This window comes from Ruegeria sp. HKCCSP351, assembly GCF_017872535.1.
GTDB lineage: Bacteria > Pseudomonadota > Alphaproteobacteria > Rhodobacterales > Rhodobacteraceae > Ruegeria.
The window spans coordinates 60229-86459 of the sequence record NZ_JAEDOV010000004.1 but is presented as its reverse complement, the minus strand read 5'-3'; the positions used below and the strand labels follow the sequence as shown (position 1 = coordinate 86459).

28 protein-coding genes are annotated in these 26231 nt (G+C 61.5%); 14 read left to right on the top strand and 14 right to left on the bottom strand.

All coding sequences use genetic code 11. The annotated features are described in order from the left end of the window. Positions 1–238: 238 nt before the first annotated feature. A complete protein-coding gene (locus I9182_RS10080) occupies positions 239–808 on the bottom strand; it encodes a GcrA family cell cycle regulator (protein WP_209505674.1) in 570 nt (189 codons plus the stop codon). A 126-nt stretch (positions 809–934) separates the two neighbouring features. Here I9182_RS10080 and I9182_RS10075 point away from each other — a divergent pair, with 126 nt between their 5' ends. Further along, on the top strand, positions 935–1738 hold the full coding sequence (locus I9182_RS10075) for an ABC transporter permease (RefSeq protein ID WP_209598149.1): 804 nt from the start codon (positions 935–937) through the stop codon (positions 1736–1738). Here the strand turns inward: I9182_RS10075 and I9182_RS10070 are convergent. From I9182_RS10070 to I9182_RS10060, 3 genes are all read right to left on the bottom strand, one after another. Beyond that, positions 1735–2970, bottom strand: coding sequence for an MFS transporter (locus I9182_RS10070; RefSeq protein WP_209598303.1), 1236 nt, complete (start codon positions 2968–2970; stop codon positions 1735–1737). The two genes, I9182_RS10075 and I9182_RS10070, sit on opposite strands and share 4 nt — an antisense overlap. Before the next feature lie 106 nt (positions 2971–3076). Further along, positions 3077–3961, bottom strand: a complete 885-nt coding sequence (locus tag I9182_RS10065) for a DMT family transporter (RefSeq protein ID WP_209598148.1) — start codon at positions 3959–3961, stop codon at positions 3077–3079. Between the two features lie 52 nt (positions 3962–4013). Continuing rightward, positions 4014–4379: a MerR family transcriptional regulator gene (locus I9182_RS10060; RefSeq protein WP_209505680.1), complete on the bottom strand. Its 366-nt coding sequence runs from the start codon at positions 4377–4379 to the stop codon at positions 4014–4016. Positions 4380–4453: 74 nt separating this feature from the next. Here I9182_RS10060 and I9182_RS10055 point away from each other — a divergent pair, with 74 nt between their 5' ends. The 4 genes from I9182_RS10055 to I9182_RS10040 all read left to right on the top strand — a co-directional run bounded on the left by I9182_RS10055 (position 4454) and on the right by I9182_RS10040 (position 7549). Beyond that, positions 4454–4714 carry a zinc ribbon domain-containing protein gene (locus I9182_RS10055; RefSeq protein ID WP_209598147.1) on the top strand — a complete coding sequence of 87 codons (261 nt, stop codon included), beginning with the start codon at positions 4454–4456 and terminating at the stop codon, positions 4712–4714. Positions 4715–4956: 242 nt separating this feature from the next. Then, positions 4957–6144 carry an aspartate aminotransferase family protein gene (locus tag I9182_RS10050; RefSeq protein WP_209598146.1) on the top strand — a complete coding sequence of 396 codons (1188 nt, stop codon included), beginning with the start codon at positions 4957–4959 and terminating at the stop codon, positions 6142–6144. Positions 6145–6219: 75 nt separating this feature from the next. Then, positions 6220–7146, top strand: a complete 927-nt coding sequence (argF, locus tag I9182_RS10045; protein ID WP_209598145.1) for an ornithine carbamoyltransferase — start codon at positions 6220–6222, stop codon at positions 7144–7146. Positions 7147–7204: 58 nt separating this feature from the next. Beyond that, the gene (locus I9182_RS10040) at positions 7205–7549 is read left to right on the top strand and encodes a 5-carboxymethyl-2-hydroxymuconate isomerase (protein ID WP_209505689.1); all 345 of its coding nucleotides are present in this window, start codon (positions 7205–7207) and stop codon (positions 7547–7549) included. Positions 7550–7577: 28 nt separating this feature from the next. Here I9182_RS10040 and I9182_RS10035 read toward each other — a convergent pair whose 3' ends face one another. Together I9182_RS10035 and I9182_RS10030 are read right to left on the bottom strand one after the other, a co-directional pair. Beyond that, positions 7578–8174, bottom strand: coding sequence for a ferric reductase-like transmembrane domain-containing protein (locus tag I9182_RS10035; RefSeq protein WP_209598144.1), 597 nt, complete (start codon positions 8172–8174; stop codon positions 7578–7580). A gap of 3 nt (positions 8175–8177) precedes the next feature. Continuing rightward, positions 8178–8666 carry a twin-arginine translocation pathway signal gene (locus tag I9182_RS10030; RefSeq protein WP_209598143.1) on the bottom strand — a complete coding sequence of 163 codons (489 nt, stop codon included), beginning with the start codon at positions 8664–8666 and terminating at the stop codon, positions 8178–8180. 274 nt (positions 8667–8940) lie between these two features. On the opposite strand from I9182_RS10030, the gene I9182_RS10025 reads away from it, so the two are divergent. Further along, complete coding sequence (locus tag I9182_RS10025; protein WP_209598142.1) at positions 8941–9936, top strand: pirin family protein; 996 nt, start codon at positions 8941–8943, stop codon at positions 9934–9936. Positions 9937–9981: 45 nt separating this feature from the next. After that, the gene (locus I9182_RS10020) at positions 9982–10956 is read left to right on the top strand and encodes a 2-dehydropantoate 2-reductase (protein WP_209598141.1); all 975 of its coding nucleotides are present in this window, start codon (positions 9982–9984) and stop codon (positions 10954–10956) included. Between the two features lie 9 nt (positions 10957–10965). Here the strand turns inward: I9182_RS10020 and I9182_RS10015 are convergent, their stop codons facing one another. The 3 genes from I9182_RS10015 to hrpB form a co-directional block, all read right to left on the bottom strand. Then, positions 10966–12444, bottom strand: coding sequence for an inorganic phosphate transporter (locus tag I9182_RS10015; protein ID WP_209505699.1), 1479 nt, complete (start codon positions 12442–12444; stop codon positions 10966–10968). A gap of 89 nt (positions 12445–12533) precedes the next feature. Continuing rightward, positions 12534–12992: an NUDIX hydrolase gene (locus I9182_RS10010; RefSeq protein ID WP_209505701.1), complete on the bottom strand. Its 459-nt coding sequence runs from the start codon at positions 12990–12992 to the stop codon at positions 12534–12536. Positions 12993–13184: 192 nt separating this feature from the next. Further along, entirely contained in the window at positions 13185–15635 is a 2451-nt protein-coding gene (gene hrpB, locus I9182_RS10005; RefSeq protein ID WP_209598302.1) for an ATP-dependent helicase HrpB, read from the bottom strand. Between the two features lie 176 nt (positions 15636–15811). Here hrpB and meaB point away from each other — a divergent pair, with 176 nt between their 5' ends. From meaB to I9182_RS09980, 5 genes are all read left to right on the top strand, one after another. Then, on the top strand, positions 15812–16783 hold the full coding sequence (gene meaB / locus I9182_RS10000; RefSeq protein WP_209598140.1) for a methylmalonyl Co-A mutase-associated GTPase MeaB: 972 nt from the start codon (positions 15812–15814) through the stop codon (positions 16781–16783). 232 nt (positions 16784–17015) lie between these two features. Beyond that, complete coding sequence (gene rpmB / locus I9182_RS09995; protein WP_008756960.1) at positions 17016–17303, top strand: 50S ribosomal protein L28; 288 nt, start codon at positions 17016–17018, stop codon at positions 17301–17303. A 189-nt stretch (positions 17304–17492) separates the two neighbouring features. Beyond that, positions 17493–17642 carry a hypothetical protein gene (locus tag I9182_RS09990; protein WP_209505706.1) on the top strand — a complete coding sequence of 50 codons (150 nt, stop codon included), beginning with the start codon at positions 17493–17495 and terminating at the stop codon, positions 17640–17642. Between the two features lie 30 nt (positions 17643–17672). Beyond that, positions 17673–18062, top strand: a complete 390-nt coding sequence (locus tag I9182_RS09985; protein ID WP_245222580.1) for a hypothetical protein — start codon at positions 17673–17675, stop codon at positions 18060–18062. A 38-nt stretch (positions 18063–18100) separates the two neighbouring features. Continuing rightward, entirely contained in the window at positions 18101–18574 is a 474-nt protein-coding gene (locus I9182_RS09980) for a copper chaperone PCu(A)C (protein ID WP_209598139.1), read from the top strand. Between the two features lie 92 nt (positions 18575–18666). Here the strand turns inward: I9182_RS09980 and I9182_RS09975 are convergent, their stop codons facing one another. Both I9182_RS09975 and I9182_RS09970 read right to left on the bottom strand, forming a co-directional pair. Next, positions 18667–19275 carry a DUF308 domain-containing protein gene (locus tag I9182_RS09975; protein WP_209598138.1) on the bottom strand — a complete coding sequence of 203 codons (609 nt, stop codon included), beginning with the start codon at positions 19273–19275 and terminating at the stop codon, positions 18667–18669. Between the two features lie 62 nt (positions 19276–19337). After that, positions 19338–20036 carry an NAD-dependent deacylase gene (locus I9182_RS09970; protein ID WP_209598137.1) on the bottom strand — a complete coding sequence of 233 codons (699 nt, stop codon included), beginning with the start codon at positions 20034–20036 and terminating at the stop codon, positions 19338–19340. A 27-nt stretch (positions 20037–20063) separates the two neighbouring features. Here I9182_RS09970 and I9182_RS09965 point away from each other — a divergent pair, with 27 nt between their 5' ends. Then, entirely contained in the window at positions 20064–20507 is a 444-nt protein-coding gene (locus tag I9182_RS09965) for a low molecular weight protein-tyrosine-phosphatase (RefSeq protein WP_209598136.1), read from the top strand. Here I9182_RS09965 and I9182_RS09960 read toward each other — a convergent pair. The 3 genes from I9182_RS09960 to I9182_RS09950 form a co-directional block, all read right to left on the bottom strand. After that, positions 20504–21457: a LysR family transcriptional regulator gene (locus tag I9182_RS09960; RefSeq protein ID WP_209598135.1), complete on the bottom strand. Its 954-nt coding sequence runs from the start codon at positions 21455–21457 to the stop codon at positions 20504–20506. The two genes, I9182_RS09965 and I9182_RS09960, sit on opposite strands and share 4 nt — an antisense overlap. A 65-nt stretch (positions 21458–21522) precedes the next feature. After that, the gene (locus I9182_RS09955) at positions 21523–21831 is read right to left on the bottom strand and encodes a hypothetical protein (RefSeq protein WP_209598134.1); all 309 of its coding nucleotides are present in this window, start codon (positions 21829–21831) and stop codon (positions 21523–21525) included. 173 nt (positions 21832–22004) lie between these two features. Next, on the bottom strand, positions 22005–23225 hold the full coding sequence (locus I9182_RS09950; RefSeq protein WP_209598133.1) for a hypothetical protein: 1221 nt from the start codon (positions 23223–23225) through the stop codon (positions 22005–22007). On the opposite strand from I9182_RS09950, the gene lepA reads away from it, so the two are divergent. After that, a complete protein-coding gene (lepA, locus tag I9182_RS09945) occupies positions 23172–24971 on the top strand; it encodes a translation elongation factor 4 (RefSeq protein ID WP_209598132.1) in 1800 nt (599 codons plus the stop codon). The genes I9182_RS09950 and lepA overlap by 54 nt on opposite strands. The last annotated feature ends 1260 nt before the right edge of the window (positions 24972–26231 follow it).

Sequence of the window (26231 nt, the reverse complement as noted above, 5' to 3'; positions counted from 1 at the left end):
TCTGCAAAGCGCACCAAAGCAGCTACAAACTCAAACACGGAGAATGAACACTTTGTCCGCAAAGTTGACGCTCCGAACTAAAACATCCTCGCAGCATTCCGCGAGGGTGTTTTCCTTGTAAGAGCTCGTCACGTCTTGCGTCGTTTTTGACTATACAACGCCTCCGGCAAGAGGCGTGGCGAAACGCCTGCGCCCTTTTCACGTTCTATAGTAATAACTTAGGTTCTGGTGTTCGCAATTACCGCCGACGATCCCGGCGCGAGCTCATGGGTTGAAAGGCCACGCCCACATGCGCCTCGCAATAGGGTTTACCTGCTTCAACCGGCAGGCCGCAGAACCAGAAATCCTCGGTCGCGGGGTCGCCCACAGGCCATTTGCAGGTTTTCTCGGTCAGTTCCATCAGCGTCAGCTTCTTGGCTTTCTTCTCGATCTCGTTGACCTTTGCCAGCGCCTCGGGGCTGATCTCGTTGGCCGAGGGCTGTGGTGGCAGCGGCTGGCCGGCCGGGATGATCTGGCGGCGCGCCGGAACGGCGGGTTTCGCCTCGGCAGCAGCAGCCGGGCGCGCCGGTTCTGTCTTTGGCGTGGGCCTGGGCTTGGCTTCGGCCTTGGGCGCGGGTGCCGGTTTCTCTTTCGGTTCGGACTTGGCCGGGGCTGCGCCTGCTGTCCGGTTGGACAGGCCCAGGCGGTGGACCTTGCCAATCACCGCATTGCGGGTCACGCCACCCAGTTCCTTTGCGATCTGGCTGGCCGATTGGCCTTCGCCCCACATCTTCTTCAGCAGTTCTACGCGCTCGTCTGTCCAGGACATCGTCAGCCTTTCAAAAGCGGAAAGCGGCCCCGGATTCGGGCCGCCTTGGGAATTCGTCTCAGCCCCCTATTCTAAACACTGCAGCCCGAGTTACAAGCTGTCTTCGAATCAGGTTGAGGGCAAAGCATGCAGAATCCCGCAGAACAAACCGCACGCAGCTTTGGGGCGGTCAACTGGATGGGGCTTTACACGCTGGCGCAGCGCGAAATCCGCCGCTTTCTTTCGGTCTGGACCCAGACCGTTCTGGCGCCTCTGGTCACGGCTGGCCTGTTCCTGCTGATCTTCACCATCGCCATTGGGCCCAGCCGCCCTGACGTCATGGGCGTGCCGTTTGTGGTGTTTCTGGCACCGGGGATCCTGATGATGACGGTGATCCAGAACGCCTTTGCCAATACCTCCTCTTCGATGGTGATTGCCAAGGTGCAGGGCAATATCGTCGACACGCTGATGCCGCCGCTGTCCCCGCTCGAGATTCTGCTGGGGTATCTCGCCGGTGGCATCGCCCGTGGCCTGATGATCGCGCTGGTGATTTCGGTTGCGTTGCTGGTCCTGTTGTCCATCGCGCCCCAGCATCCGTTGATTGCACTGATCTTTGTTGTTCTGGGGGGTGCCTTCATGGGCGCACTGGGCCTCTTTGCCGGGATCTTTGCAAACAAATTCGATCAGATGGCCGCGATCACCAACTTCATCGTCACACCTCTGGCTTTCCTGTCGGGCACCTTCTATTCGGTCGAGGCGCTGCCTCCTGTCCTGAACCGCCTGACCCATCTGAACCCGGTCTTCTACCTGATCGATGGGCTGCGTTACGGCATGATCGGCGTGTCCGACAGCTCACCGTGGTTGGGCATGGCGGTTTGTGGTTTTGCCACGCTGGCCATCGGGCTGATCACCTGGCAAATGCTGCGTACCGGTTATCGGCTAAAGGCTTAACCGGTCTCTGCCAGCCTATCTGGCGGCAGGGAAGGCTTGGATTCGCCCAGCCGCGGATGCAAGCGGGCCGACACAGCCCAAGCGCCAAACAGGGCAATCCCGCCTGCCGCGAACACACCGGCCACCGGCGCCACCAGCAAGACCAGAGATGCAACACCGGGCGTCAGAATGCCCGAGACATCGCGGTAACTGGAATAAATCGCCGACATCTCGGTTCGCTCAGACGGCTTTACAGCCATTAGGAAGGGCAATCCGGCGCAAATATCCAGAACGATCAGCCAGACAGACCCCAGAACCAGCGCAGCGACCGAGGCAACCGGCCATCCCGCGACCAATCCGGCTGCGAAAAAGCAGCCCCCCGCGGCAACAAACCCGATGCGAACAGCCGACCTGAGCGACCGCGTCTGGACCCAGCGCAGGATTAATGGGGCGGCCAGCAGCATGGCGTTTGTGCACGACAGAAGGATGCCACCCAGTTGTTCTCCCAGCCCGTTTTGGATGGCGAAAATGGGCAGGTAGACCACATATATCCACCACCCGCAGGACCGGATCATTGCAAACAGATATCCGGCAACCAGTCGGGGTTGGACAAAGAACCGGGGAAGAAAGGCCAACGGGTTGTTGGCCGGACCACGGGCCTTGGTGATCAGCTTGCCATTGCCCAGACGCATGCGCCAGAACTGCGCCAGCATGACCAGCGCCGCACCGGCACTGATGACAAACGGGGCAGGGCGCCAAAACTCCATCAGCAGGACTCCGGCCATTGGGCCGCCCGTCCATCCCAAAGCGCTGTAGAACATGCGGCTGGTCTCGCACCGGCCAAGTTCGATCTTGCTGATGTAATCCAGCACATAGGTGTTGAAGCAGATGAAAGTGACAACCGCGGCCATGGTATTCAGGGCCAATGCGCCGACAACGGCCTCGGGGCTGCCCACGATCGCCAGCGATGCGCCACAGATGAACATGACGCAACCGGTGGAATAGGCCCATCTGCGCGGTACAAAACGGATCAGGAACGGCACCATCAACCCGACCAGAAGGGACAGGATGCCAATCAGGAAATACAGGAATGACACGGATGAGGCGTCGCCCAGCGCCCGGTACATCGCCAGCGGAAAGACCGAAATCAGAATACCGCGCACCACGGCTTCAATCCCGGCCAGAATCCCGAAATCGCGCACCGATGGGGCAGGCGCGTGGCGTACCCATTCAGGTATTCGGCGTTCATGCATAACAAACTCGCAAATCAACTCAGCCCAGAATGCGCCGGTCACCTCGCCATTCATGGGGATTTGCGACACAAAGGTCGCCCCTGAACCGCAAGGGCGGTTTTTTCTGTCAGGTCCGGCGGTTTACCGCCTCGCGCCAGACCAGGATCAGCCCTCCGGTCAGAATCGTGACCGCGCCAATCAGGCTGATCCGGTCGGGGATCACATCAAACACCGCAAAATCGTACAGCGCGGCAAAAATCAACGTGGCATAGCTGATCGGGGCCACGAATGACGCGTCCGCCCGTGACATGCCGTTGATGAAACAAACCTGCGCGCAGGCCATCAGCAGGCCGATCCCCACCAGCGCAACCCATTGCTGCGGTGTCGGCATGTGAAACACAAAGCTGACCGCGACCGAAGCGATCACCAGCCCCATCGTGTTGTTGATCAGCAGAATCTGGATCGGGGCCTCGCGCCCCGACAGTTTCTTGATAAAGATCAGCTCCATCCCGATAAACGCCGCCGCCGCCAGCGCCAGAAGGGCGGCGGGCTGAAAACTTGCAGCTGTCGGGCGCAGCAGGATCACTGCACCCACAAGGGCCACGGCCGCCGCCAGCCAGCGCCACGGGCCGACCCGCTCCCCCAATAATGGAATGGCCAGGACCATGCCAAAGACCGGGTTCAGAAAGGAGATCGCGGTCGCATCCGCCATCGGAATGAACGCAACAGACGCGAACATCAACGTCACCCCGGCCCAGCCAAAGCTGGTTCGCCCGATATGCAGCCCCCAATGGGGCCGCCCCAGCCGGGGACGAAGCACCGCGACCGCCGACAGGATGGCAAGCAGGGCAAACAGAAACCGCCCGTGACTGATCTGCATCGCGTGCAAGGGTGGCCCGAGTGTATCCGTCCCCAAGGCCTTGGCCAGCAGCGTCGTCGCCGCGATAAAGGCGGTCGCGACAAAGATCAGCCCTGCGGCCAGAGCAGGATTTTGCGCCTTCGGGGTGAACATGGGCGAAAGCGGTGCGCCAAAACGGGGGCCATGGCAAGACGCAATTCTGCGCTCAGCGCAAAACCGGAGGGGCCGCCAGCGCCGCCTTGGCTTGTTTGAGGCTGTCCAAAAACCGCTCTGCCCGCACAATCCGCGCTTCGACCTCGTCGATCCGGTCCTGCAGAAACGCCTCGCCGTCAAAGCTGTCGGGATCGGCGGCTTCCAACTGCCCCAGCAACATGACCAGTTCTGCAATGCTGATGCCTGCCGCCTGTGCATCAGCAACCTGTTCCAGCGTGATCAGCGCGTCTTCGGGATAGTCGCGATAGCTGTTGGTGTTGTCCGGCCCCGGACCTGACCGGATCAGCCCTTGGCGTTCATAAAACCTCAGCGTGTCACGGCTCAGCCCGCTGCGCCGTGCAAGTTCCCCGATCCGCATGTTTCAAAACCGTTGACTTAACTCCATGGTTTCGATCCTATGTCAGACAGTCATTCTCTGCAAGGACAAGCACCATGGGTCCCAAATGCCAAAGTTGCGGCATGCCGCTGTCAAAAGATCCCCAGGGCGGCGGATCCGAAGCTGACGGCGGGCGCAGCACGCGTTACTGCTCACTGTGTTACGAAAACGGTGCATTCCGCCATCCCGACGCATCGCTGGAAGAGTTCCAGTCTCATTGCGTCGATGCCCTCGTCGCCAAAGGCATGCCCCGCATCCTTGCCTGGGCTTTCACCCGCGGTATGGGCAAGCTCGACCGCTGGCGCTCGGCGGGATGATCCGGCGGCAATTTTGACCCTGCGGCAATAATAGGGTTTTCAGGCTGTCTTTTCACGTCTATAGAGCGGCCATGATCAAACGCGCACATATCCAGCTGCTCCGACGCCGACGCCTCTCTGCGTAATCGGCCTGTTTGATCCCATGTGCCTGCCAAATTGGCACAAATCTCACCAAATCTGTTGACGAACCGGGCCTTCGTGTATCACTCACGAGGCTCAAACGACCCGAAAAGGATGATCCCATGATCCCGTCCGTTCTGCCGACCTATAACCGCGCGCCCCTGTCATTTGTAAAGGGCGAAGGCGCCTGGCTGACCGAGGCGGATGGCCGACGTTTTCTGGACCTCGGCGCAGGGATCGCGGTGAACGCGCTGGGCCACGCCCATCCGGCACTGGTGGCCGCCCTTACGGAACAGGCCCACGCGCTGTGGCATGTCTCGAACCTCTACAACATCCCGCAACAGCAGGCACTGGCAGACAAGCTGGTCGAACACACCTTTGCGGATACGGTATTCTTTACGAATTCCGGTACCGAAGCCTGTGAACTGGCCGTGAAAATGGCCCGCAAGTATTTCTATGACAAAGACCAGCCCGAACGGGTTGAGATCATCACCTTCGACGGCTCCTTCCATGGCCGGTCGTCGGCGGGCATCGCAGCGGCCGGGTCCGAGAAGATGACCAAAGGCTTTGGTCCGCTTTTGCCGGGCTTTGTCCACGTCACCTTTGGCGATCTCGATGGTGTCACCAACGCCATCACGGAAAAGACCGCAGCCATCCTGATCGAACCGATTCAGGGCGAGGGCGGCATCCGCCCCGTACCCGATACCGAACTCAGGGCCCTGCGCGGCATTTGTGACGAACACGGTCTGCTGCTGATCCTGGACGAGGTGCAATGCGGCGTTGGTCGGACCGGCAGGCTCTTCGCCCATGAATGGGCCGGGATCACCCCGGATATCATGATGGTTGCCAAAGGCATCGGCGGCGGTTTCCCTCTCGGTGCCGTGCTGGCAACCGAAGACGCGGCATCCGGCATGACCGCAGGTACGCATGGCTCCACCTATGGCGGCAACCCGCTGGGCTGCGCCGTGGGCTGTGCTGTGATCGATCAGGTCGCCACACCCGCCTTCCTCGAAGGTGTCAACCGCAAGGCCGGCCTGTTGCGCCAGAAACTCGAAGGCCTGGTTGCCGATCACCCCGACGTCTTCGAAGACGTGCGCGGATCGGGCCTGATGCTCGGCCTGAAATGCAAGGCGCTCAATATCGACGTGGTCAATGCGGGCTATGACAATCTGGTCATCACTGTCCCCGCCGCCGACAACGTCATCCGCCTGCTGCCCCCCCTGACCCTGACCGAGGATGACATCGCCCAGGCCATGATCCGCCTCGAAAAGGCCGCCAATCAGATCGAAGCCCAGCTCGCAACTGCCTGAGCTTCATCTTTTCCCAAATACTCCGGGGGTGTGGGGGCTGGCCCCCACCGCCCGACCAGCCAAAAGCGAAGCGATATGAACCATTTTCTCGACATCCACAAAACCGATGCCACCGCGCTGCGGTCCATGATCGATCAGGCGGGCGCGATGAAACAGGCGCGTCTGGGCCGTCCCAAGGCCGCCCCTGATGACGAACAGCCGCTGAAAGACCGCATGGTCGCGCTGATCTTCGAAAAACCCTCGACCCGGACGCGCGTGTCCTTTGACGTGGGCGTGCGCCAGATGGGCGGGCAGACCATGGTGCTGTCGGGCAAGGACATGCAGCTGGGTCACGGCGAAACCATTGCCGATACCGCCCGTGTGCTGTCGCGCTATGTCGACATGATCATGATCCGCACCTTTGATGAGACCATCCTGACCGAGATGGCCGAATATTCCGACGTGCCTGTCATCAACGGCCTGACCGACCGCACCCATCCCTGCCAGATCATGGCCGACGTGCTGACGTTCGAGGAACACCGCGGCCCCATCGCAGGCAAGAAAGTGGTCTGGACCGGCGATGGTAACAATGTCTGCGCCTCGTTCCTGCACGCCGCCGGTCAGTTCGGCTTCGATCTGACCTTCTCCGGCCCGGTCCAGCTTGATCCGGAAGAAGAGTTCATGGGGTTTGCCCGCCAGAAGGGGTCCAGAGTCGTCATCGAACGGGACCCGCACAAAGCGGTCGAGGGCGCCGATCTGGTGGTTGCCGACACCTGGGTTTCGATGCATGACAGCCAGTCCGCCAAGGAACGCCGCCACAACATGCTGCGCCCCTATCAGGTCAACGCGGAACTCATGTCACATGCCAAACCCGACGCGCTGTTCATGCACTGCCTGCCCGCGCATCGCGAGGAAGAAGCAACCTCCGAGGTCATGGACGGCCCGAACTCGGTCATCTTCGACGAGGCCGAAAACCGCCTGCACGCACAAAAGGCCGTAATGCGCTGGTGTCTGGGCGTTTAGGATCATCATGCAGTTTAGAGAGGGCCATCAGGCTCTCTCATGACCCCCGGAGCACTGAATGCCTCACGTAACGCTGGAATTCTCCAAATCTCTGGACGACACCCATGATTTCCAGATGATTTGCGAGCAGCTGCACGCCGTTCTCGCAAAACATGATGAAATCGACGCCTCAGCGCTCAAGATCCGCGCTGCGCCGATTGCCTATTCCTACATCGGAACGCAACCGCAGACCTTCGTGCATGCCACGCTGCTATTGATGCGTGGCCGCGATGAGCCCACGCGGGCCGAGCTTAACGCCATCATTCTGGACGTTCTGGCCCAGACCATGCCCGAGGTCGGCAGCATCACCGTGCAGGATGTCGAGATGACTCGCGCCACCTATGCAAAGCGGCTGGCAGGTTGACGCGGACCCGGCAGCGTGCCTCGGGGGTTTAACGCCGTTGCACCTCCCAAATCCGCAACCTGGCGAGTGTTCCCACGCTCACCAATACCACCAGCGCGCACAGAGCGACCTTGGTCATCGTCTCCATCGTACCTTCGATCAGCAGTGCGTGAATGACGCTACCCAAAATGGTTACCATGGCCAGTCCTGCATGGCCCAAGCGCCAGACCCGAAACCGCAAGTTTAGTCGCTGCCGAAAAATCCCCATTGCCGCTGCCGCAAATCCCGCCCACATGGCGATGACCCCCCATGTCGAAAAAGGTGTTGCAGACACGAAAAGCAATGCGTCCACCACATCAGGCGGGCTTGTGATCCACAAGCCGGTCACATGGATCATAATGCTTGCAACAAGGGCCAAGCCACACCGCCTGTGCCAATGGCGGCTGTTGACCGGAGAAAGTCCGAGCAGCCAGCGCCCGGCCAGCAAGGGTTGCAGCAGAAGAAGACACATCCCGATGATGCCTGCAAACCCGGCGACGATGTAAATCGGCTCCCGCCACGCCAGATAGGGGCTGAAAGCCGCTGCTACGACCGGTACCAGAAGTGCGGCGATCAATGCCGCCCAGATCGCAATGCGCTTTAACACCTGTCAGACAGGTTGCAGCACGAAATGTGCAGCAAGGGTTTTGTCCTTCGCGCTCGACATCACAGGGCGCAGGAACACAGTCTCAAATTCACCGCTGTCATAGGCCAGATGTCCGTGCGGTTGACCAAAAGCAGGCACAATCTGAGGCATTTCCAACCGGAACTCTCCGTTCGAATCGGTTAGTGTCGCCCCATGGCTGCGCTGGTCACGTTCATGCCCTTCGGTCGTGTGGGCCCATATCTGGATGCGCTGGCCGGGCAGGGGGGCTCCGTCGCCCGCACGCCGCACGGTGCCGGTCATCCAGAACCCGCCACCGCCGATGCGCTCCACGATCGGCGCACCGGGCCTGTAATTGTTAGACCCGCCCCGCATCGACGGTGTCGGCGCAAGACCGGCGGTGTGCGCAGGTGTGATAAAACCGGCCATACCGGCTGCAATTGTACCAATCCCGGTCGCAACAAGCTTGCGGCGGTTGATTTCAAGTCGGGCCATTGCATCCACTCCTGTCGGTTGAATCCCATCTTCGACTGGCTTCCCTGAACCGGCGACACCCGATGTCTAAAGATAGCACGATTGTTCATGATTCCGAGAGCCGCGAAGGAGCAAACCAAATACACCCTTCCACGCCTTTGTGAGTATCTGCAAATCGTTCCAGGGGCTTCACGATCACTGTGCAAAAATGCACTTTTCATGCGACACTTTCCCAATACCTTGAGTATGGGCGAACATGAACCCGTCTCGCAGGATCAAAAAAAGGAGATCAGGATTGAGTTGGAACCCCACCCATGACCCCGAATGCGCCTCCGAAAAAAATGCGCTGGAAACGCTCATCATTCCCCGCGCCCGCGATCTGGGCGGGTTCGAGGTGCGCCGCGCGCTACCCTCGGTCAAACGCCAACTGGTTGGCCCGTTCATCTTCTTTGATCAGGTCGGCCCGGCAGAATTCGTCACCGAAGGCGGCATTGACGTGCGACCGCACCCGCATATCGGGCTGGGAACCGTCACTTACCTTTATCAGGGCGAATTCGAACATCGCGACAGCCTCGGTACCCACCAGATGATTTACCCCGGCGAGGTCAACTGGATGGTTGCAGGCCGGGGCGTGACCCATTCCGAGCGCACCAGCCAAGAAACACGCGGCAAAGGCCACAAGCTGTTCGGCATCCAGACCTGGCTTGCCCTGCCCGAAGCGCAGGAGGATAAGGCCCCCGATTTCGAGCATCACAAACAGGCTGCGCTGCCCCATATCCAAGACAAGGGCATCAGCGCACGGCTGATCCTTGGCACGGCTTATGGCGAAACCAGCCCCGTGACGATGCCGTCCGAGACCTTCTATCTGGATGTTCAGCTCGCCCCCGGTGCGTCTTTCCCGCTGCCCGACGACCACGAGGACCGCGGTGTTTATGTCACGCAAGGATCGATCGAGATTGCAGGCGACACGTTCGACGAAGGCCGCATGATGGTGTTCCGCCCCGGTGACAGGCTATCGGCCCGGGCAGGGGCGCAGGGTGCGCGGCTGATGCTGCTGGGCGGCGCCACTTTGAACAAGGATCGCTATATCTGGTGGAACTTCGTCTCATCCTCGAAAGAAAAGATCGAGACGGCGATTCATGAGTGGAAAAGCGCCGATTGGGTCAATGGCGCCTTCCACCTTCCGACAGGGGATGACCGCGAATTTATCGCCATTTCAGAACAGTTTGAGCGTACAAAGCCCCGGCTGGCCCGCCCGCGTGCGGCGTCAGGGGCGGGTGGGCTTGTGTAACCGTCCGTTTGCGGTGATCCTTTCTGGTATACCAGAGGGGGTATCATGAAACTTGTCATCGCAGGCGCGGGCAGCATCGGCTGCTACTGCGGCGGTTTACTGGCCCGCTCAGGGCATGCGGTGACCTTGCTGGGGCGTGCCCGTGTACTGGACCCCATACGCGAACATGGGCTGACGGTCACGGATTACGATGGCCTCAATGCCCATGTTGCGGCGGAAGCCCTGACACTCAGCACCGATCCTGCTTGCCTGGATCAGGCCGAACTGGTGATCGTCACCGTCAAATCCGGGGCAACGGCGGATATGGCCGGTCATATCGCGGACGCCGCCTGTCGGGACGCGCCCGTCCTGTCCTGGCAAAACGGGATCGAGAATGCGGCAACCCTGTGCAAGGCGCTGCCCGGTCGCGATGTGCGCGCGGGCATGGTCCCCTTCAACGTGGTCCCGAACGGCCCCGCCAGCTATCACCGGGCCACATCGGGCGAAATCGTCATCCAGAACGGCCCCGGCGATCTGGCCACCGCCCTCAGCAGCCCGGACCTGCCCGTTATCGCAACTGACCGGATCGAGGCGGTGCAATGGGGCAAGCTGGTGATCAACCTCAACAACGCGCTGAACGCGCTGTCGGGCCTGCCGCTTGTGGATCAGCTGCTCAGCCGTGACTGGCGCAACCTTATGGCCGATCAGATGGCCGAGGCGCTGTCCGTTCTCAAGGCGGCGGGGCATCCGGTGGCCTCGACAACGCCGCTTCCGGCGTGGATGACGCCGCATATCCTGCGGCTGCCGACACCTTTGTTCAGCCGGATCGCGGCGCGGATGCTCACCATCGACCCCACCGCCCGGACCTCGATGGCCTATGACCTGATGGCCGAGCGGCAAACGGAAATCGACAGCCTTCAGGGCTATATCATTCGGCTGGGGCATGAAACCGGGGTGCCCACCCCTCTCTGTACGAAAGTGTCAGACCTGATCAAACACGCGCCCGATCATCCGCTGTCCCCGGAACAGATCAGGCTCTGATCGCAGTCGTCAGACGAACCTTGTCAATGTCCAGAAAATCACGGCCGACATGGCGGCGGCGGCAGGCACGGTCACGACCCAGGCCGCAACGATCGTCATGAAATGCGACCGCCGCACCAGCTTGCGCCGCCGGAACTCTTCGGGGGCCAGCTTCAGCGCTGTGGCGTTTCGCCCATTGTTCTGCTTCCGCCTGCGATCCGACTGCCATTCGCGATAGAACCCGACGCCGAAAATTGCGCCAACGGCGATATGCGTGGAACTGACCGGCAGGCCCAGCCAGCTGGCCACAATGACAGTGATCGCCGCTGACAGCGCCACGCAAAACGCCCGCATCGGGTTCAGCTTGGTGATCTGGCTGCCGACCATCCGGATCAGCTTGGGCCCAAACAAGAACAGACCGAACGATATCCCGAACGCGCCGATGATCATCACCCATAACGGGATCGAAACCTTTTGGGCGAAATCCCCGAACTCTGCCGCGTGGACAATCGCCGCCAGGGGGCCGACCGCGTTGGCCACATCATTTGCGCCATGGGCAAAACTCAGAAACGCGGCCGATATCACCAATGGCAGGCCAAACAGGGTTTTTAGCGACCGGGTCCGGTTCTCCAGCCCCTCGGACTTGCGACGCACCCAGGGAACCGTCAGCGCCCAGACCAGCACACCGCTGCCCAGACCGATCAGCAGCGCCACCTCCAGTTCGATCTTCACGATCCGCTTCAGACCCTTGACCGACAGGTAGGTGGCGAACGCTGCCGCCATCACCGCCACAAGGATCGGCACCCAACGCCGCGCGGCGGCGATCTTGTCGTCCTGATACTGGATCTTGGTCTTGATCAGCGCCAGGAATGCCGCCGCAATCACGCCGCCTAGAACCGGGGATATCACCCAGCTGGCCGCAATCGCGCCCATCGTGCCCCAGCTCACCGCGCTCAGCCCGGCAGCGGCAATCCCCGCGCCCATGACCCCGCCCACAACCGAATGTGTTGTCGACACCGGCGCACCGATCCAGGTCGCCAGATTGACCCACATGGCGGACGAGATCAGCGCCGCCATCATGGCCCAGATGAACACGTTGCTGTTCTGCACCGAGGCCGGGTCGATGATCCCCTTCGAGATGGTCGAGACCACATCGCCCCCCGCAAGCAACGCGCCCGCGCTTTCGGCAACGGCGGCAATCACGATGGCACCACCCATGGTCAGCGCGTTCGCACCCACCGCGGGACCCATGTTGTTGGCCACGTCGTTGGCGCCGATATTGATCGCCATATAGGCCCCGAACGCGGCCGCAGCCACGACGATATAGGTACCGTCGGCCCGTCCGAACAGCACCGCCGCCATCAATCCGGCAAGCACCATGAACGCCAGTGCGATTCCCGGCGCCAGCAGCGGGCGGGCGACATGAAGATTGGCAATTTCGACGCGCGAGATACGTTGCAGGTCGGTGTCAAGCGCCTGCCAGCGCGGTTTTGAGTTTGTGTCAGACATGGGTTTTGTCAAAGTTTCGCAGATCGCCCGCAGCTAACGGTTTCCCGGTTCAGGGGCAAGCGCGCAGCCATCAAATTGTTGCGAAACGGCTACATCTGTCGCAGCAGCGCCTGCAACTCGGGCTCCTGAACCCGTTTGGCGGCTTCTGCCGGTGAAAACCACTGACGTTTGCGCTTGTCCACTTCGGGAAAATCATCGGCCAGCTCGCGCACGGAAACCCGGTAGACACGGGTCAGGACCGATTGGGCCGTTCCCCCCTTGAAGATCTTGTCATAGGTGAATTGGCCGACGGGCTCCTTGTCAACCGCATCTGCACGCACGCCAGCCTCTTCCCACGCCTCCAGCAGCGCCGTCTCCAACCCGTCCAGACCATTGACTGGCCAGCCTTTCGGGATGATCCAGCGCCCGGTTTCGCGGCTGGTGATCAGCAGAACCTCGTCCTGATCCTCATGCCTGCGGGTGCACAGGGCCGCAAACTGCACCCTTTGGGGGCGCAGGAACAAGGGGCGTCCGACCTCTTCCCAGATATTTCGCAGCCAAGCACTCATGTGATGTTCTTCAAATCCTGTTTCTGTCTTCGAAACCTGTGTGACGTAACAACAATAATGCCAGACTTCAATGAAATGTCCGCTTATTTCTGATTGTGACCGGTTCTTCGGTAAGTTTACCGTGATTTGTGAGATTTCGTGCAACAGCCCCGAAAGCCCAAGCCGCTTGCTGAAAGTGACGTGGCAATAGGCCTATCCCTGCCTGCGCTTGGCCCTCAGCGTCGGGTCGGCCTGTGTCGGGTCTTCGGGCCAGGGGTGCTTGGGGTATTGCGCCCGCATATCCTTGCGCACATCCGCATAAGACCCGGCCCAGAACCCCGGCAGATCGCGGGTAATCTGGATCGGGCGCTGCGCCGGCGACAGCAGCGTGATCTTCAGGGGCTGTCCGCCAACCACCGGATGCCGGGTCACGCCGAACAGCTCCTGCAACCGAACCGAGATTTCGGGGACCGCCGCGCCATAATCGATCGGCACCTTGCGCCCCAGAGGTGTTTCAAACGATCCCGGGGCGCGCCGGTCCAGTTCCTGGGTCTGGGCCCAGTCCAGCCGCGCGCGCAAGGCGGGCAGCAGGTCGAACCGTTTCCAGTCCTCTGCGCTTTTGACACCGGACAGCATCGGCAACAGCCAGCCGTCCAGCTCGGCCATCAGACCCTCGACCGAAAAGTCGGGCAGATCCACCCCGTCGGCACGCACCAGTTCCACCCGCGCGGCCAGCCGTGCGGCGGCCCCGTCCAGCCGCAACCCCAGATCGCGCACCCCGTCCAGCATCGCACGCGCCACGGCGTCGTCCGGGACGTCCTTCCAGATGCGGTCGTCCAGCGTGATCGCCCCGAACCGCTCCTGCTGCCGGGAAACGACCCGCCGTTCGCGTTTCGACCAGGCGCAAACCTCGACCCAATCGATCTGGTCGGTGAACAGTTCGCGGATCTCGCGTTCCGAAATCTGGGTGGCCATCCGCACCTTTGCCTCGCGCGGGTTGCCATCGGTGTCGGTGACAACCAGAAAAGGCGCGGCCCCCAGTGAATCGCCGCTGTCCAGCACGACACCCTTGCCCCCCGACAGCACATAACGCGGCGCATCGCCCTTACGCCGCTGCCCGATGCGGTCGGGATAGGCGAGGGCGGCCATGGCGGCAGCGCTCAGATCATCCGTCTTGCTTCCGGCCTGTTTCGTCAACCGTTTGGCCTCGGCATTGATCCGATTCACGGCCCCCAAGTTCACCTGCCAGACCCGGTTGCGCTGAAAGGTGCGCACATCCCGCAGTGCCTCTTGCCGCAAAGCGATATCCACCGGCGCGCCGCGCAGGGGGTCGCGCTCGGCCATCAAGGCGGCCAAAGGCGCGGCATTCGGTCCGGCCCGCACCAGCATATGCCCCAGCCGGGGATGCAACGGCAGCGCCGCCAGCGCCCGCCCGTGTTCGGTGATCCGCCCCTTGCCGTCCAGCGCGCCCAGCATCGCCAGAAGGGCACGCGCCTCGGCCATCGCGCCTTCGGGTGGCGGGGTCAGAAAGGCCAGATCGGCGGCATCCGCGCCCCACAGGGCCAGCTCCAGCGCCAGCCCGGTCAGATCGGCGGCTTCGATCTCGGCGGGTGGGTACGCGGCCAGCGCGCCATCCTCCCCCTTTGACCAAAGCCGGTAACACAGCCCTTCGGCCACACGGCCTGCACGACCCGCGCGTTGCGTGGCCTCGGCCCGTGTCACCCGCTCGGTCACCAGCCGCGACATGCCCGAGCCCGGATCAAACCGCGCCCGCCGCGCTTGTCCCATATCCACCACCACCCGGATATCGGGGATCGTCAGCGAGGTTTCGGCAATCGACGTCGCCAGCACCACCTTGCGCCCGGTCTCAACCGGGGCAATCGCTTCGCGCTGGGCCGCAAAGGGCATTGCCCCGAACAGCGGGCGCACCGTGCAACTGGCGGGCAGGCGTCCGGTCAAAGCTGCCTCAGCCCGCCGGATTTCACCCTCACCAGGCAGAAACACCAAGATCCCGCCGCCGGTGGCGCGGGTCTCGCGCTCGGCTTCAACGACCAGATCGACCAATGCATCCAGCCGCCGCGCCTGTGGCCCCAATGGCCGATCCAGCCAGCGCATCTCGACAGGAAAACTCCGCCCTTCCGACGTAACCAGCGGCGCGGCCATCAGGCGCCCCACCGGGTCTGCATTCAGCGTGGCCGACATGGCCAGCAGAATCAGATCGTCCCGCAGCGCGCCCGTGACCTCAAGGCACAGCGCCAACCCCAGATCCGCGTTTAATGAGCGTTCGTGGAATTCATCAAAGATCACCGCCCCGATGCCCGGCAGGTCAGGGTCCGATTGCAGCATCCGGGTCAGAATGCCCTCGGTCACCACCTCGATCCTTGTGTCTTTTGATACTTTCGCATCGCCCCGCACGCGATAGCCGACACTCTGGCCGGCGCGCTCTCCCAGCGTCTCTGCCATTCGCTCTGCCGCGGCCCGTGCCGCCAGCCGCCGGGGCTCCAGCATCACGATCCTGCCGCCGCACAGACCCGCCTCCAGCATCGCCAGCGGAACCCGCGTGGTCTTGCCCGCACCGGGTGGCGCTTGCAGCACGGCCCGCCCCTGCGCGCGCAGGGTGTCCAGCAGGCCGGGTATGGCGTCGTCTATGGGCAGGCGTAGGATCATCCGGCCCTTATCCGCGATCCCGCAGGTGGCGTCCAGTTTCCGCGCTCACATCAGCAAATCGCCCCGCACGAAATGACGCAGGCTGCGCGATCTTCGCAATTCCTGCCGCCTCCGGTCTGGACAAACGCCCCTCAAGCACGGCAACTGTTCCTGCCTCTAGGATCGGGACAAGAATGCAGACAGACAGCCTGAGCGACAGAATTCTGAAGGGCGAGCGTCGGGCGCTGGCGCGTGCGATCACCCTTGTTGAAAGCAACCGTGCCGATCACCGGGCACAGGCCAGCGACCTTCTGGCACAGCTTGCCGGTTCGGGCCGTCAGGCGCTGCGTATCGGTCTGTCCGGCACGCCCGGCGTGGGCAAGTCCACCTTCATCGAAAGCTTTGGCATGATGCTGACCGGGCAGGGGCTGCGGGTCGCGGTTCTGGCGGTCGATCCCAGCTCGGCCCGGTCGGGCGGCTCGATCCTGGGCGACAAGACCCGGATGGAACGCCTGAGCCGCGAGCAGAACGCCTTCATCCGGCCCTCTCCCAGCCAGAGCCACCTTGGCGGCGTCGCCCGCCGCACCCGCGAGGCTATCGCCCTGTGCGAGGCCGCAGGCTATGACGTGGTGCTGATCGAAACCGTGGGTGTGGGGCAGTCGGAAACGGTGGTGTCCGAACTGTCTGACCTGTTTCTGCTTCTGCTGGCCCCGGCGGGCGGGGACGAGTTGCAGGGCGTCAAACGCGGCATCATGGAAATGGCCGATATCATTCTGGTCAACAAGGCCGATGGCGACCTGAAAGCCACCGCCACCCGCACCTGCGCGGATTATGCCGGCGCACTGCGGCTGTTGCGCAAACGCCCACAGGATCCCGAAGGCTTCCCCAAGGCGATGACCGTTTCCGCTGTCGAAGAACACGGGCTGGAACAGGCCTGGGACGAAATGCAAACCCTGACCCAATGGCGCCGCGACACCGGTATCTGGGAGGCAAACCGCGCCGCCCAGGCCCGCTACTGGTTCGATCAGGAGGTCCGCCACGCCCTTCTCGCCCGCCTCGACACACCGCAGGCCCGCGCCGAGATGGAGCGCCTGAATGACGAAGTCTCGCAAGGGCGACTCAGCCCGGCGGTCGCTGCCGGTCAGCTTCTGGACACGCTCGGCTGAAGGGCCGTCATGGCCGTTTCACCTTTTGCCAAATACTCTCGCCAACGGCATGGCCCGTCCGGGCCATTCCTGCATGGCAGGCAAAATGAAAGATTTCGCGTAGCCCGTCTTGACCCCCCGCGCGATTCCCACTACACGCATCCAACCAGTTTTCGGGCGCGACTTCGGGTTGCGCCCCTTGTGATTTGGCCGCGGGTATCCAGCCCGGCCTCCAGAAACAAAGGAAGAAACCATGTCGCGCCGTTGCGAACTGACCGGAAAAGGCCCGATGACTGGCAACAATGTCAGCCACGCCAAAAACAGAACTCGTCGTCGTTTTCTGCCGAACCTGAATGACGTTACCCTGCAGTCCGAAACTCTGGGCCGTGGCGTCAAGCTGCGCATCTCGGCGGCTGCGCTGCGTTCGGTTGACCACCGCGGTGGTCTGGACGCGTTCCTGGCCAAAGCCAAGGATGATGAGCTGTCGGCAAACGCTCTGAAAGTGAAGAAAGAAATCGCCAAGGCGCAAGCTTCGGCCTAAGGTCTTTCAACCAACAGAATTTCAGGCCCTGCACCCTCTCGGTGCGGGGCCTTTTCTGTTGGGCCAGCCCCTTTCGGCCCCCATTGTTCTCAATCTGGAACTAATTTTTCGCCATTGGTGAACTTCTTCACATACAGGTTTTCGAATCTGACCTAACGTCACTGTCATTCATCAGGCGGGGGCCACATTATGACGTTAAAAAGTTTTTATCTTTTCCTGTTTCTGGCCGCGGTATTCCGCAAGGCGATTGCAACCTGCACGCGGATGCAGCGCTGGGTGAACCGGTCCCATACCAGCTTCACCGCAGACACGGTAAAAAGACCCGGACTGGATTACTGAAAAACAGCTTCAAGCGCGACCCTTTGGCGCTTGAAGCTTTTCCCGCTGCTGACCTATAGCTGGGTCAGGATGAGACCTGTTGTTACCAGATTTCTGCCTTATGCGCTGTCCCTGCTGCTGGTTCTGACCGGGCAGGGGCTGGCCATGTCGCGCGGCATGGACAAGGCCGTGGGTCAGATGGTGCTGTGTACGGGCACCGGACCGGTCGTCGTCTATATGGACGAAAACGGGCAACCCACCGCCCCGCCGCATTACTGCCCGGACTATGCAATATCCCTGTTGGGTGCTGTTGCTGTCGCGCAACCAGCACTGCCAGCCGCGCCGGAACGGGCGCAGCCAGCTCCGCTGCGGCATCTGGGCAACCAGATCGCCCTGCCGGTTCCCGCAACCCCGGCCCGCGCGCCTCCTGTCAGCGTTTGAAACCCACCCTTTTCAAACCTTCATACAGGAGAGGCGCGATGTCCCTCAAAACCACTCTGCTTGCAACTCTGGCCGCCGTGTCGCTGGCCATCCCCGCCTTTGCCGAAGGCCCCATCAAGGTTGACGACGCCTATGCCCGGTCCTCGGGCAAGACCGCCATCGCCGGTGCCGCGTTCATGATGATCCACAATCAGGGCGACGCCGATGACCGGCTGATCGGTGCAACCTCGGACGCGGCAGCGCGTGTGGAATTGCACACCCACAAGGTCGATGAAAACGGCGTGGCCAAGATGGTGCATGTCGAAGAAGGCTTTGCAATTCCGGCCGGTGAAACCCACATGCTGAAACGCGGCGGCGACCATGTGATGTTCATGGGTCTGACGGCCCCGTTCGAACAGGACGCCATGGTGTCGGTCACGCTGATCTTTGAAAAGGCAGGCGAGGTCGAGATCGAGATTCCCGTCGATCTGGAACGTCAGGACAAAGGCGGCCACGGATCACATTCGAACTAGGGCAACGCCTGTCTTTGGGCCGCGCTGCGGCCCTCATCCATGCGTCAGGCCGGGCTCTGCCCGGCCTGTTTTCCACGCGGCTGCGGACAGTGCTATTTGTTGATGGTTTTCATACCGACGCGGTCGCCCGCCTGCCGGAATCGCGAAGCCAGCCAGAACATCACAGCGGCCATGGCCAGCGCCGAGAATGCGATACCCCATCCCAGCGCAACCAGCGCCACCGCTGGCCAGATCATCAGGACAAGCCCGACGACAAGCGCGACAAATCCCGAGACGCGCATGGAACCGCGCTGCGGGTCATTTGGATGCATCTGCCCGGCAGCCGCCAGGGATCCGATCCCGATGATCAGCGCCCATGCGCCCAACAGGAAAAACGCCAGTTTCACCGTGCCTTCCGGCCAGATCAGCAGGATAAGCCCGATCAGAAGCGCGCCGATCGCGGCACCACCCAGCACCCCGCGACGACCAACACCCAAAAGCGTCAGCCCACCGTCGAGGATCAGCAAAACACCGACCAGCCGCAGCAGCAGCGCGATGCTGCCCGATGGCCAGAACAGCGCCGCGATGCCCACAAGCCCGGCCAGCACCCCGCGCAGCAGAAAAGTCCACCACAGGCTGGAAAGCTGTTCCCCCAGCATGTCGCGCCCGGCCATGCTGCCGTCATCCAGGATTTCACCGGTGCGGGGGTCTTGATCAGTCATGGCGCATCCTCCAGTCGCTATCGCAGATAGTGTACACAAATTAAGCCAGCGTTGTCTGTAGCTTAAGAATTTTCCGCAAGAAGCTGACCGACCCATCGCGGAACCGTTTCGGATGCCCTGCCGACAATGCGCTCGTCAAAGCCCGAGGGCCCGGTCGTCGGTTCCAGATTGATCTCGACCGTCCGCGCACCCGCCGCCTGCGCCTCGTGGACAAAGGCCGCGGCCGGATAGACCTGACCCGAGGTGCCGATGGCGGCAAAGATCGATGCGCTGGCAAGGTGGTCGTAGACGTCGTCCATGCAATAAGGCATCTCACCGAACCAGACCACATCGGGCCGGGCGGTGGGCTGGCCGCAGGCGGGGCAGGGCTCGGCAACGGCCATCTCGGGCGGGGCGGGCCAGCGATGATCACACCCGGAACACAAGGCACCCGCCAATGTGCCATGCATGTGGATGACACCCGTCGCACCGCCCGCTTCATGCAGGCTGTCGACGTTCTGGGTCACGATCACGACCTCTGCGGGCCAGCCCTGCTGCAACCGCGCCAGCGCCATGTGGGCCGCATTGGGCTGCACAGCGGCGGCCTGAACGCGGCGCGCATTGTAAAACCCCTGCACCAAGGCGGGATCGCGCGCAAAACCTTCGGGTGTGGCCACATCCTCGATCCGGTGCTGCGCCCACAGCCCGCCTTCGTCGCGGAAGGTGCTCAGCCCGCTTTCTGCCGAAATCCCGGCCCCGGTCAGAATGACGATCTTTCCCATATCCCCTCCGCGCGTTACACCTTGGCCATGACACACCGTATCCTCTTTGTCTGCCTGGGCAATATCTGCCGCTCTCCCGCGGCCGAAGGCGTCTTTCGCGCCCGCGCACCGCATCATGCAACCGACAGTGCCGGAACCATGGGCTGGCACGCGGGCAATCCGCCCAATGGCCCGATGCAGAAGGCCGCAATCCGCAGAGGCATCGACCTCGGCGACCTGCGCGCGCGCCAGTTCACCGCCGCGGATTTCGACCGGTTCGACCTGATCATCGGCATGGATGCCCAAAACATCGCCGATATCGAAGACCTGCGCCCGCCGGGCAACGGCACGCCGGTTCGCCTGCTGACGGATTTCGCCCCTCAGACCGGTGCCGATCACGTACCCGATCCGTATTACACGCGGGATTTCGACGGCGCGCTGGACCTGATCGAGGCAGCGGTTGACGGGCTTGCCGCCCATCTGGACACCTAGCCGCCGGTCACCCGCAACTGGCCGCTCAGCCAGGGCAGCTTGGCAACCGCCGGGTCCACGATCTGGTTCTGCATCAGACGCCGGGTCATGCCCGCAACCTCCTGCGGGACCTGATCGGACCACTCGGTACGCGCCAGCAGCGATATGTTGCGCGAGAACTCCCCGAACGGGGCAGGGTGCGCCTCCAGCCCCTCATGGAACCGCGCCGCGCGCATGAAGCCCAGCGGCGTGGTGATCGCCCAGCCCAGACCCCGCGCCACCATGGCCATCAGCGCCATGTGCGAGCCGATCTCGAACCGTTCCTCGAACACCTGCGACCGGCGCGCCAGATGCGCCTCGATCTGGCGGCTGATCAGCTGCTCGCGGGCATAGCGCAGAAACGGCAGCCGCTCCTGCACGGCTTCGACCCCGCCCGATCCCTGCGGCGCCACCAGAATGAACGGATCGTGGACCAGCGGGTATTCGACCACCCCCTCCAGCACTTCGCCGCTATGGGCGGTGACCGCCATATGCAGGCGCTGCTCGGCCAGCGCCTCGAACAGATCAAGGCTCGACAGGGTGATCAGCTTGAATTTCGACCGGGTCAGGCTGTCGGCCAGCAGGGTGGCCAGCCGTGGCGTCAGGTCATTGTCGAAATCGTCGATCAGCCCGATCGACAGCGTGGTCAGGTGCCCCAGATCCATGACCGACAGCTCGCTCTGGGCCATGTGCAGCTCGGCCAGAACCGCCTCGGCCCGCGCAAGGAAACTGCGCCCCGCCTGCGTCAGCCGCATCGGCCGCCGCCCGTGGTCGACCAACTCGGCCCCCAATGCGTTTTCCAGATTGCGCAATTGCTGCGAAACGGATGGCTGGCTGAGCCCCGTGATCTCGGCGGCCTGTGCCACCGATCCCGTCCGCGCCAAAGCCTCGAACACTTCAAGGCCCCGCAGGGTCAGCCCTTTCATTACCATGCAACACACCTTTCGCTGCGCCTTTCTGGGACGCAGCGTGGATCAGGTCAAGCATTCTGAACGGGTTAGCTGCAGATCGCCTGCGCCATCTGGCCAAAGTTCTGGTACCGATCCCACAGCGCATCATCGCGCGCGGTTTTCGACATCTTCAGCACCTGCGCCTGATGGGGGTCCTTGAACCACTTCGCCACGGTCTTCTGATCGCTGCGCGTCAACGCCTGATCCGCCACGCGCTGAATGCAGCTGCACCGGTCCCGCGTCGCGGCCGAGCGGTCCGACGCCATGCACGCCTGCCTGATCTGCGCCGCATCCGCGACCTGAGCCACCGCCGTCAGCGATGCCGCACAAAATGCGATAATGAGGAACTGTTTCATACTCGAGCCTCGTTTTTGCCTGCCCGGACGGGTCTTGCGCCCCTCTCGGTCTGCGGCGGAGTATGAATCAAACGGGCCCGCGGATCAATCATACGTTGCGAAAAAGTGATTGCACGATCCGGAAACGATACATCCCCACCACCCCCGTAGGCCGGGCTTCAGCCCGGCACCGGTCAGGACAGGAACGGCAGCCAGTCTTCGATGGCTTTGATCAACGCTTCAATTTTCTCTGGATACTTTGCAGCATACCCTGCTCCTGTCGCAGGAATTCCCCACTTGATCAAAGTATCGACCGCAAGATCGCCTTTGCCTGCACACCATTTGAGAAATCCTGCCAATCCAGATTTGAACTTGCCCAGAATTGCTTCAATCCGCTCGCGAGCAGGGCGTTCCTCTTCCAAAGCCGTCGAGAGTTCTTCGGTCGCTTCCCAGATCAAGGTTATCGCGCCGGACAAACGTTCATCTTCGATGCTCTCAGGAGGGTTGTTCCCCCCGATGCCGTGGCGTGCTGAGGTTTGGACTGTCAAGCTTCTACCCAGGTCCGCCAAGGCTTTCTCGACCTGAAATCGAGCACGAATGCGTTCAATTGCATCCGCCACCGCTCTTGGACCAATGTTCCACACGGCGTCGTCGATTTGTGCCACCCGGAGTTGTTGATCCCAATCCAACGGGCGACCAACAAGGAACCCCGAGTACCATTCCCGAAACCAATCAGTGCCAAACTCATGAGTGATGATCGTCATCAATCGATTGGCACGCCATGATGCAAATGGGTTTTCTTCAGACCACAATTTCAAGACGAAAGGGTCTTCGGCAGAGAAATCGTCCTTGACCGCGCGATGAAGCAGACGTGTAGCGTCTCCTCGTAATTCGCCATCTGCACCGGCGGCCCCTCGAAAATAACTGTTCAGCCTGTTGATGGACGCTCGGCTGCAGGAATTTAGTTCACGTTCGCCTGTCAGCCCCGAGACCGTTTCCCGCAATACTCCGAACCGAAAGTCGAACTCGCCGGATTCTTCTTTGGCGACACGATCAAATTCGTCGCGCCGCGGCTTCAGGGGAACGAGTGCGTGTGCTTCCGGGGCTCCGACGGCACTGACAAGCAGGTTGAGATAGGCGCATAGGAAAGCGCGTAAGCGTTGCACATTTTTTTTGTCCGCCAGTCGGGTGGCAATACTGGTCGCGGCTGGTACTGATCTCACGGCATTTCGGCGCAGTACATCGCGCAATACGGATTCGCTGGCGTTCAGCTGCCATGCCTCAATTGTTTCTTTGCTCAGGTTCAGGTTGCTGTCGTTCTCCACCTTGACCGCCTTAAAAAACCCGCTAATACGCGGAACATGACAGACCTCGCTCATATCCGCAATTTCTCCATCGTCGCGCATATCGACCATGGCAAATCCACCCTTGCTGACCGGCTCATTCAAGAGACCGGGACAGTGCAGGATCGTGACATGAAGGAACAGCTGCTCGACAGCATGGATATCGAGCGCGAGCGTGGCATCACCATCAAGGCCAACACCGTTCGCATCGACTATACCGCCGATAATGGCGAGACATATGTGCTGAACCTGATCGACACCCCCGGCCACGTGGATTTCGCCTATGAGGTCAGCCGGTCGATGCGCGCGGTCGAAGGCTCGCTGCTGGTTGTGGACAGTACCCAGGGGGTTGAGGCGCAGACGCTGGCCAATGTCTATCAAGCCATCGATGCCGACCATGAGATCGTGCCGGTGCTGAACAAGATCGACTTGCCCGCCTCCGATTGTGACCGCGTGGCCGAACAGATCGAGGACGTGATCGGCATCGACGCAAGCGACGCCATTCAGGTCAGCGCCAAGACCGGGCAGGGCATCCACGAGACGCTGGAAGCGATCGTGCACAAATTGCCCGCGCCACAGGGCACTCTGGACGCGCCGCTCAAGGCGATGCTGGTGGATTCGTGGTACGACGCCTACCTGGGCGTCATCGTTCTGGTCCGCATCATGGACGGCACGCTGAAAAAGGGGATGCGGGTCAAGTTCATGTCGAACGGCACCTTGCACCATGTCGACCGCGTCGGCGTCTTCCGCCCGCAAATGCAGATGATCGACAGCCTCGGCCCGGGTGAGATCGGATTTCTCACCGCCTCGATCAAGCAGGTCCGCGACACCCGCGTCGGCGACACCATCACCAATGACCGCAACGGCACCGAAGTCGCACTGCCGGGCTTCAAACCCGCACAGCCGGTGGTGTTCTGTGGCCTCTTCCCGGTGGATTCCGCCGAATTCGAAGACCTGCGCGACGCGATCGAGAAGCTGGCGCTGAACGACGCCTCATTCTCGTATGAGATGGAAACCTCGGCCGCGCTTGGCTTTGGCTTCCGCTGCGGCTTCCTTGGCCTGCTGCACCTCGAGGTCATCCGCGACCGGATCGAGCGTGAATACGATATCGACCTCATCACCACCGCGCCCAGCGTGATCTATCACGTCTACATGAAAGACGGTGAGATGATCGAGCTGCACAACCCCGCCGACATGCCCGACCTGTCCAAGGTCGACCACCTTGAGGAACCGCGCATCAAGGCGACCATTCTGGTGCCCGACGAATATCTCGGCGACGTGCTGAAACTCTGCCAGGACCGCCGCGGCATCCAGATGGACCTGACCTATGCGGGCCAGCGCGCCATGGTCGTCTATGACCTGCCCCTGAACGAAGTTGTCTTTGACTTCTACGACCGCCTGAAATCGGTGACCAAGGGCTATGCCAGCTTCGACTACCAGATGACCGGCTACCGGCAGGACGCGCTGGTCAAGATGTCGATCCTTGTGAATGACGAACCGGTCGATGCGCTGTCGACCATGGTTCACCGCGACCGGGCCGAGATGCGGGGCCGCGCGATGTGCGAAAAGCTCAAGGACCTGATCCCGCGCCACATGTTCAAAATCCCGATTCAGGCCGCCATCGGAGGCAAGGTCATCGCCCGCGAGACCCTGTCCGCCCTGCGCAAGGACGTGACCGCCAAATGCTACGGCGGCGACGCCACGCGGAAACGCAAACTGCTGGACAAGCAGAAGGCGGGTAAGAAAAAGATGCGCCAGTTCGGGAAGGTCGATATCCCGCAGGAGGCGTTTATTTCAGCACTAAAAATGGACAGCTAAGGCTGTCCATTTTTAGTGACGGTGGGCGAAAGCGGTTGGCGTAGCCAACCTGCGTGCCCACACGGTGGGTTGGGAGAGCGACCGCAGTCGCTCAACCTACTATTTTTCCTTTCGAACACCCTTGAAGGGCTTCTTGTCGGAAGTTTTGACATCCATGAAGCGACCAGTTGATGTGTCGCGTTTCACGTAGTGACCGGATGGAGTCTTGGTTTGCGAACGGCCTTTGACCATTCCGTTTCGACGTCCATCACCTGATGGTGGGTTAGTAGCCATATCATGCTCCCTATCGAGTGTGACAGTATGGTACGCAATAAGCACAACCATCCGACAGGAAGTATTGTTGCCTCGCAGCAGCCACTGCGCTTTGGCAAGTCGAATGCCACCCAAGTGGTATGCGATTTGCGAGAAGAGGAGGGTGTGTGCACGTTCCATCATCAACGTGCACTTCGTGATAGCCGTCAGGCTGTGGGTTTTGGTTAACGTAGTAGTTTGGCATAATGCTGCCTCGTTCAATGTTTCAACGAGGGGCGCCTTGACTGTTTTTTGTGAATCCGTCAGGATTCACGCGTTGCAAACTGACCGCGGCAACCCCCCAAGGTTGGTGCGGTACTACAACGAAGCGCCGTCTTGGTCTGACCACCTTGGCGGCGCGATTCGTTTGTAGCTCATACATCAGCATGGCTCGACACACTACAATATGCAAGATAACAAAAACAGAAACATCACCATTGGCGGTGTATTCGCCCTAGATGTGCCGTTTGGAACATGTTTTGCCCCAATATAGGGGGGTTGTCAACAGATTCCTCCACAGGAAACCCCCAATTTTTCTGTATGTCGATAAATTGTGATGTGCTGCCACTATATGTAGAATCGATGGCCGGGGCAGTTGAAGAAGTATAGAACTTACGTCGTTTCACGTTTCCAGTTTCTCAACCCACCCGCCCGGCGGCACCGCCGGGCCGCGCCGACCCGCCCCCATGGGGCGGCGCGTTTGCGCCTCCCCTCGGGTCGGTCGCGCCCCTCTGTTCTGCTGATCAGCCGTTGCAAAAGCGTTTGCGCCCCGGGGCTCCGCCCGTTCGGCCCTGAAACGGTCCACTGGACCGTTTCCTAGACGGGCCTCACCCCCTCGGGCCGGCGCTGCCCTCTGTTCTGTCGCCCAACCGGGTTTGATATGCCGTAGGGCGGGCTTCAGCCCGCCAATCCACAACTCCCCCATTTCCCCGACCCCAAACCACCGTGCATGGACAGGCTGTATCCGGT

Excerpts from the sequence above, each read along its gene's own strand:
- I9182_RS10075 (WP_209598149.1), top strand. The coding sequence starts at position 935 with ATGCAGAATCCCGCAGAACAAACCGCACGCAGCTTTGGGGCGGTCAAC.
- I9182_RS09990 (WP_209505706.1), top strand. The coding sequence starts at position 17,493 with ATGACGTTAAAAAGTTTTTATCTTTTCCTGTTTCTGGCCGCGGTATTC.
- lepA (WP_209598132.1), top strand. The coding sequence starts at position 23,172 with ATGACAGACCTCGCTCATATCCGCAATTTCTCCATCGTCGCGCATATC.
- meaB (WP_209598140.1), top strand. The coding sequence starts at position 15,812 with ATGCAGACAGACAGCCTGAGCGACAGAATTCTGAAGGGCGAGCGTCGG.
- argF (WP_209598145.1), top strand. The coding sequence starts at position 6,220 with ATGAACCATTTTCTCGACATCCACAAAACCGATGCCACCGCGCTGCGG.
- I9182_RS10015 (WP_209505699.1), bottom strand. The coding sequence starts at position 12,444 with ATGTCTGACACAAACTCAAAACCGCGCTGGCAGGCGCTTGACACCGAC.
- rpmB (WP_008756960.1), top strand. The coding sequence starts at position 17,016 with ATGTCGCGCCGTTGCGAACTGACCGGAAAAGGCCCGATGACTGGCAAC.
- I9182_RS10055 (WP_209598147.1), top strand. The coding sequence starts at position 4,454 with ATGGGTCCCAAATGCCAAAGTTGCGGCATGCCGCTGTCAAAAGATCCC.
- I9182_RS10060 (WP_209505680.1), bottom strand. The coding sequence starts at position 4,379 with ATGCGGATCGGGGAACTTGCACGGCGCAGCGGGCTGAGCCGTGACACG.
- I9182_RS10020 (WP_209598141.1), top strand. The coding sequence starts at position 9,982 with ATGAAACTTGTCATCGCAGGCGCGGGCAGCATCGGCTGCTACTGCGGC.
- I9182_RS09955 (WP_209598134.1), bottom strand. The coding sequence starts at position 21,831 with ATGAAACAGTTCCTCATTATCGCATTTTGTGCGGCATCGCTGACGGCG.
- I9182_RS09980 (WP_209598139.1), top strand. The coding sequence starts at position 18,101 with ATGTCCCTCAAAACCACTCTGCTTGCAACTCTGGCCGCCGTGTCGCTG.
- I9182_RS10040 (WP_209505689.1), top strand. The coding sequence starts at position 7,205 with ATGCCTCACGTAACGCTGGAATTCTCCAAATCTCTGGACGACACCCAT.
- I9182_RS09970 (WP_209598137.1), bottom strand. The coding sequence starts at position 20,036 with ATGGGAAAGATCGTCATTCTGACCGGGGCCGGGATTTCGGCAGAAAGC.
- I9182_RS10080 (WP_209505674.1), bottom strand. The coding sequence starts at position 808 with ATGTCCTGGACAGACGAGCGCGTAGAACTGCTGAAGAAGATGTGGGGC.
- I9182_RS10065 (WP_209598148.1), bottom strand. The coding sequence starts at position 3,961 with ATGTTCACCCCGAAGGCGCAAAATCCTGCTCTGGCCGCAGGGCTGATC.
- I9182_RS10050 (WP_209598146.1), top strand. The coding sequence starts at position 4,957 with ATGATCCCGTCCGTTCTGCCGACCTATAACCGCGCGCCCCTGTCATTT.
- I9182_RS09950 (WP_209598133.1), bottom strand. The coding sequence starts at position 23,225 with ATGGTCGATATGCGCGACGATGGAGAAATTGCGGATATGAGCGAGGTC.
- I9182_RS09965 (WP_209598136.1), top strand. The coding sequence starts at position 20,064 with ATGACACACCGTATCCTCTTTGTCTGCCTGGGCAATATCTGCCGCTCT.
- I9182_RS09960 (WP_209598135.1), bottom strand. The coding sequence starts at position 21,457 with ATGGTAATGAAAGGGCTGACCCTGCGGGGCCTTGAAGTGTTCGAGGCT.
- I9182_RS09975 (WP_209598138.1), bottom strand. The coding sequence starts at position 19,275 with ATGACTGATCAAGACCCCCGCACCGGTGAAATCCTGGATGACGGCAGC.
- I9182_RS10030 (WP_209598143.1), bottom strand. The coding sequence starts at position 8,666 with ATGGCCCGACTTGAAATCAACCGCCGCAAGCTTGTTGCGACCGGGATT.
- I9182_RS10010 (WP_209505701.1), bottom strand. The coding sequence starts at position 12,992 with ATGAGTGCTTGGCTGCGAAATATCTGGGAAGAGGTCGGACGCCCCTTG.
- I9182_RS10070 (WP_209598303.1), bottom strand. The coding sequence starts at position 2,970 with ATGCATGAACGCCGAATACCTGAATGGGTACGCCACGCGCCTGCCCCA.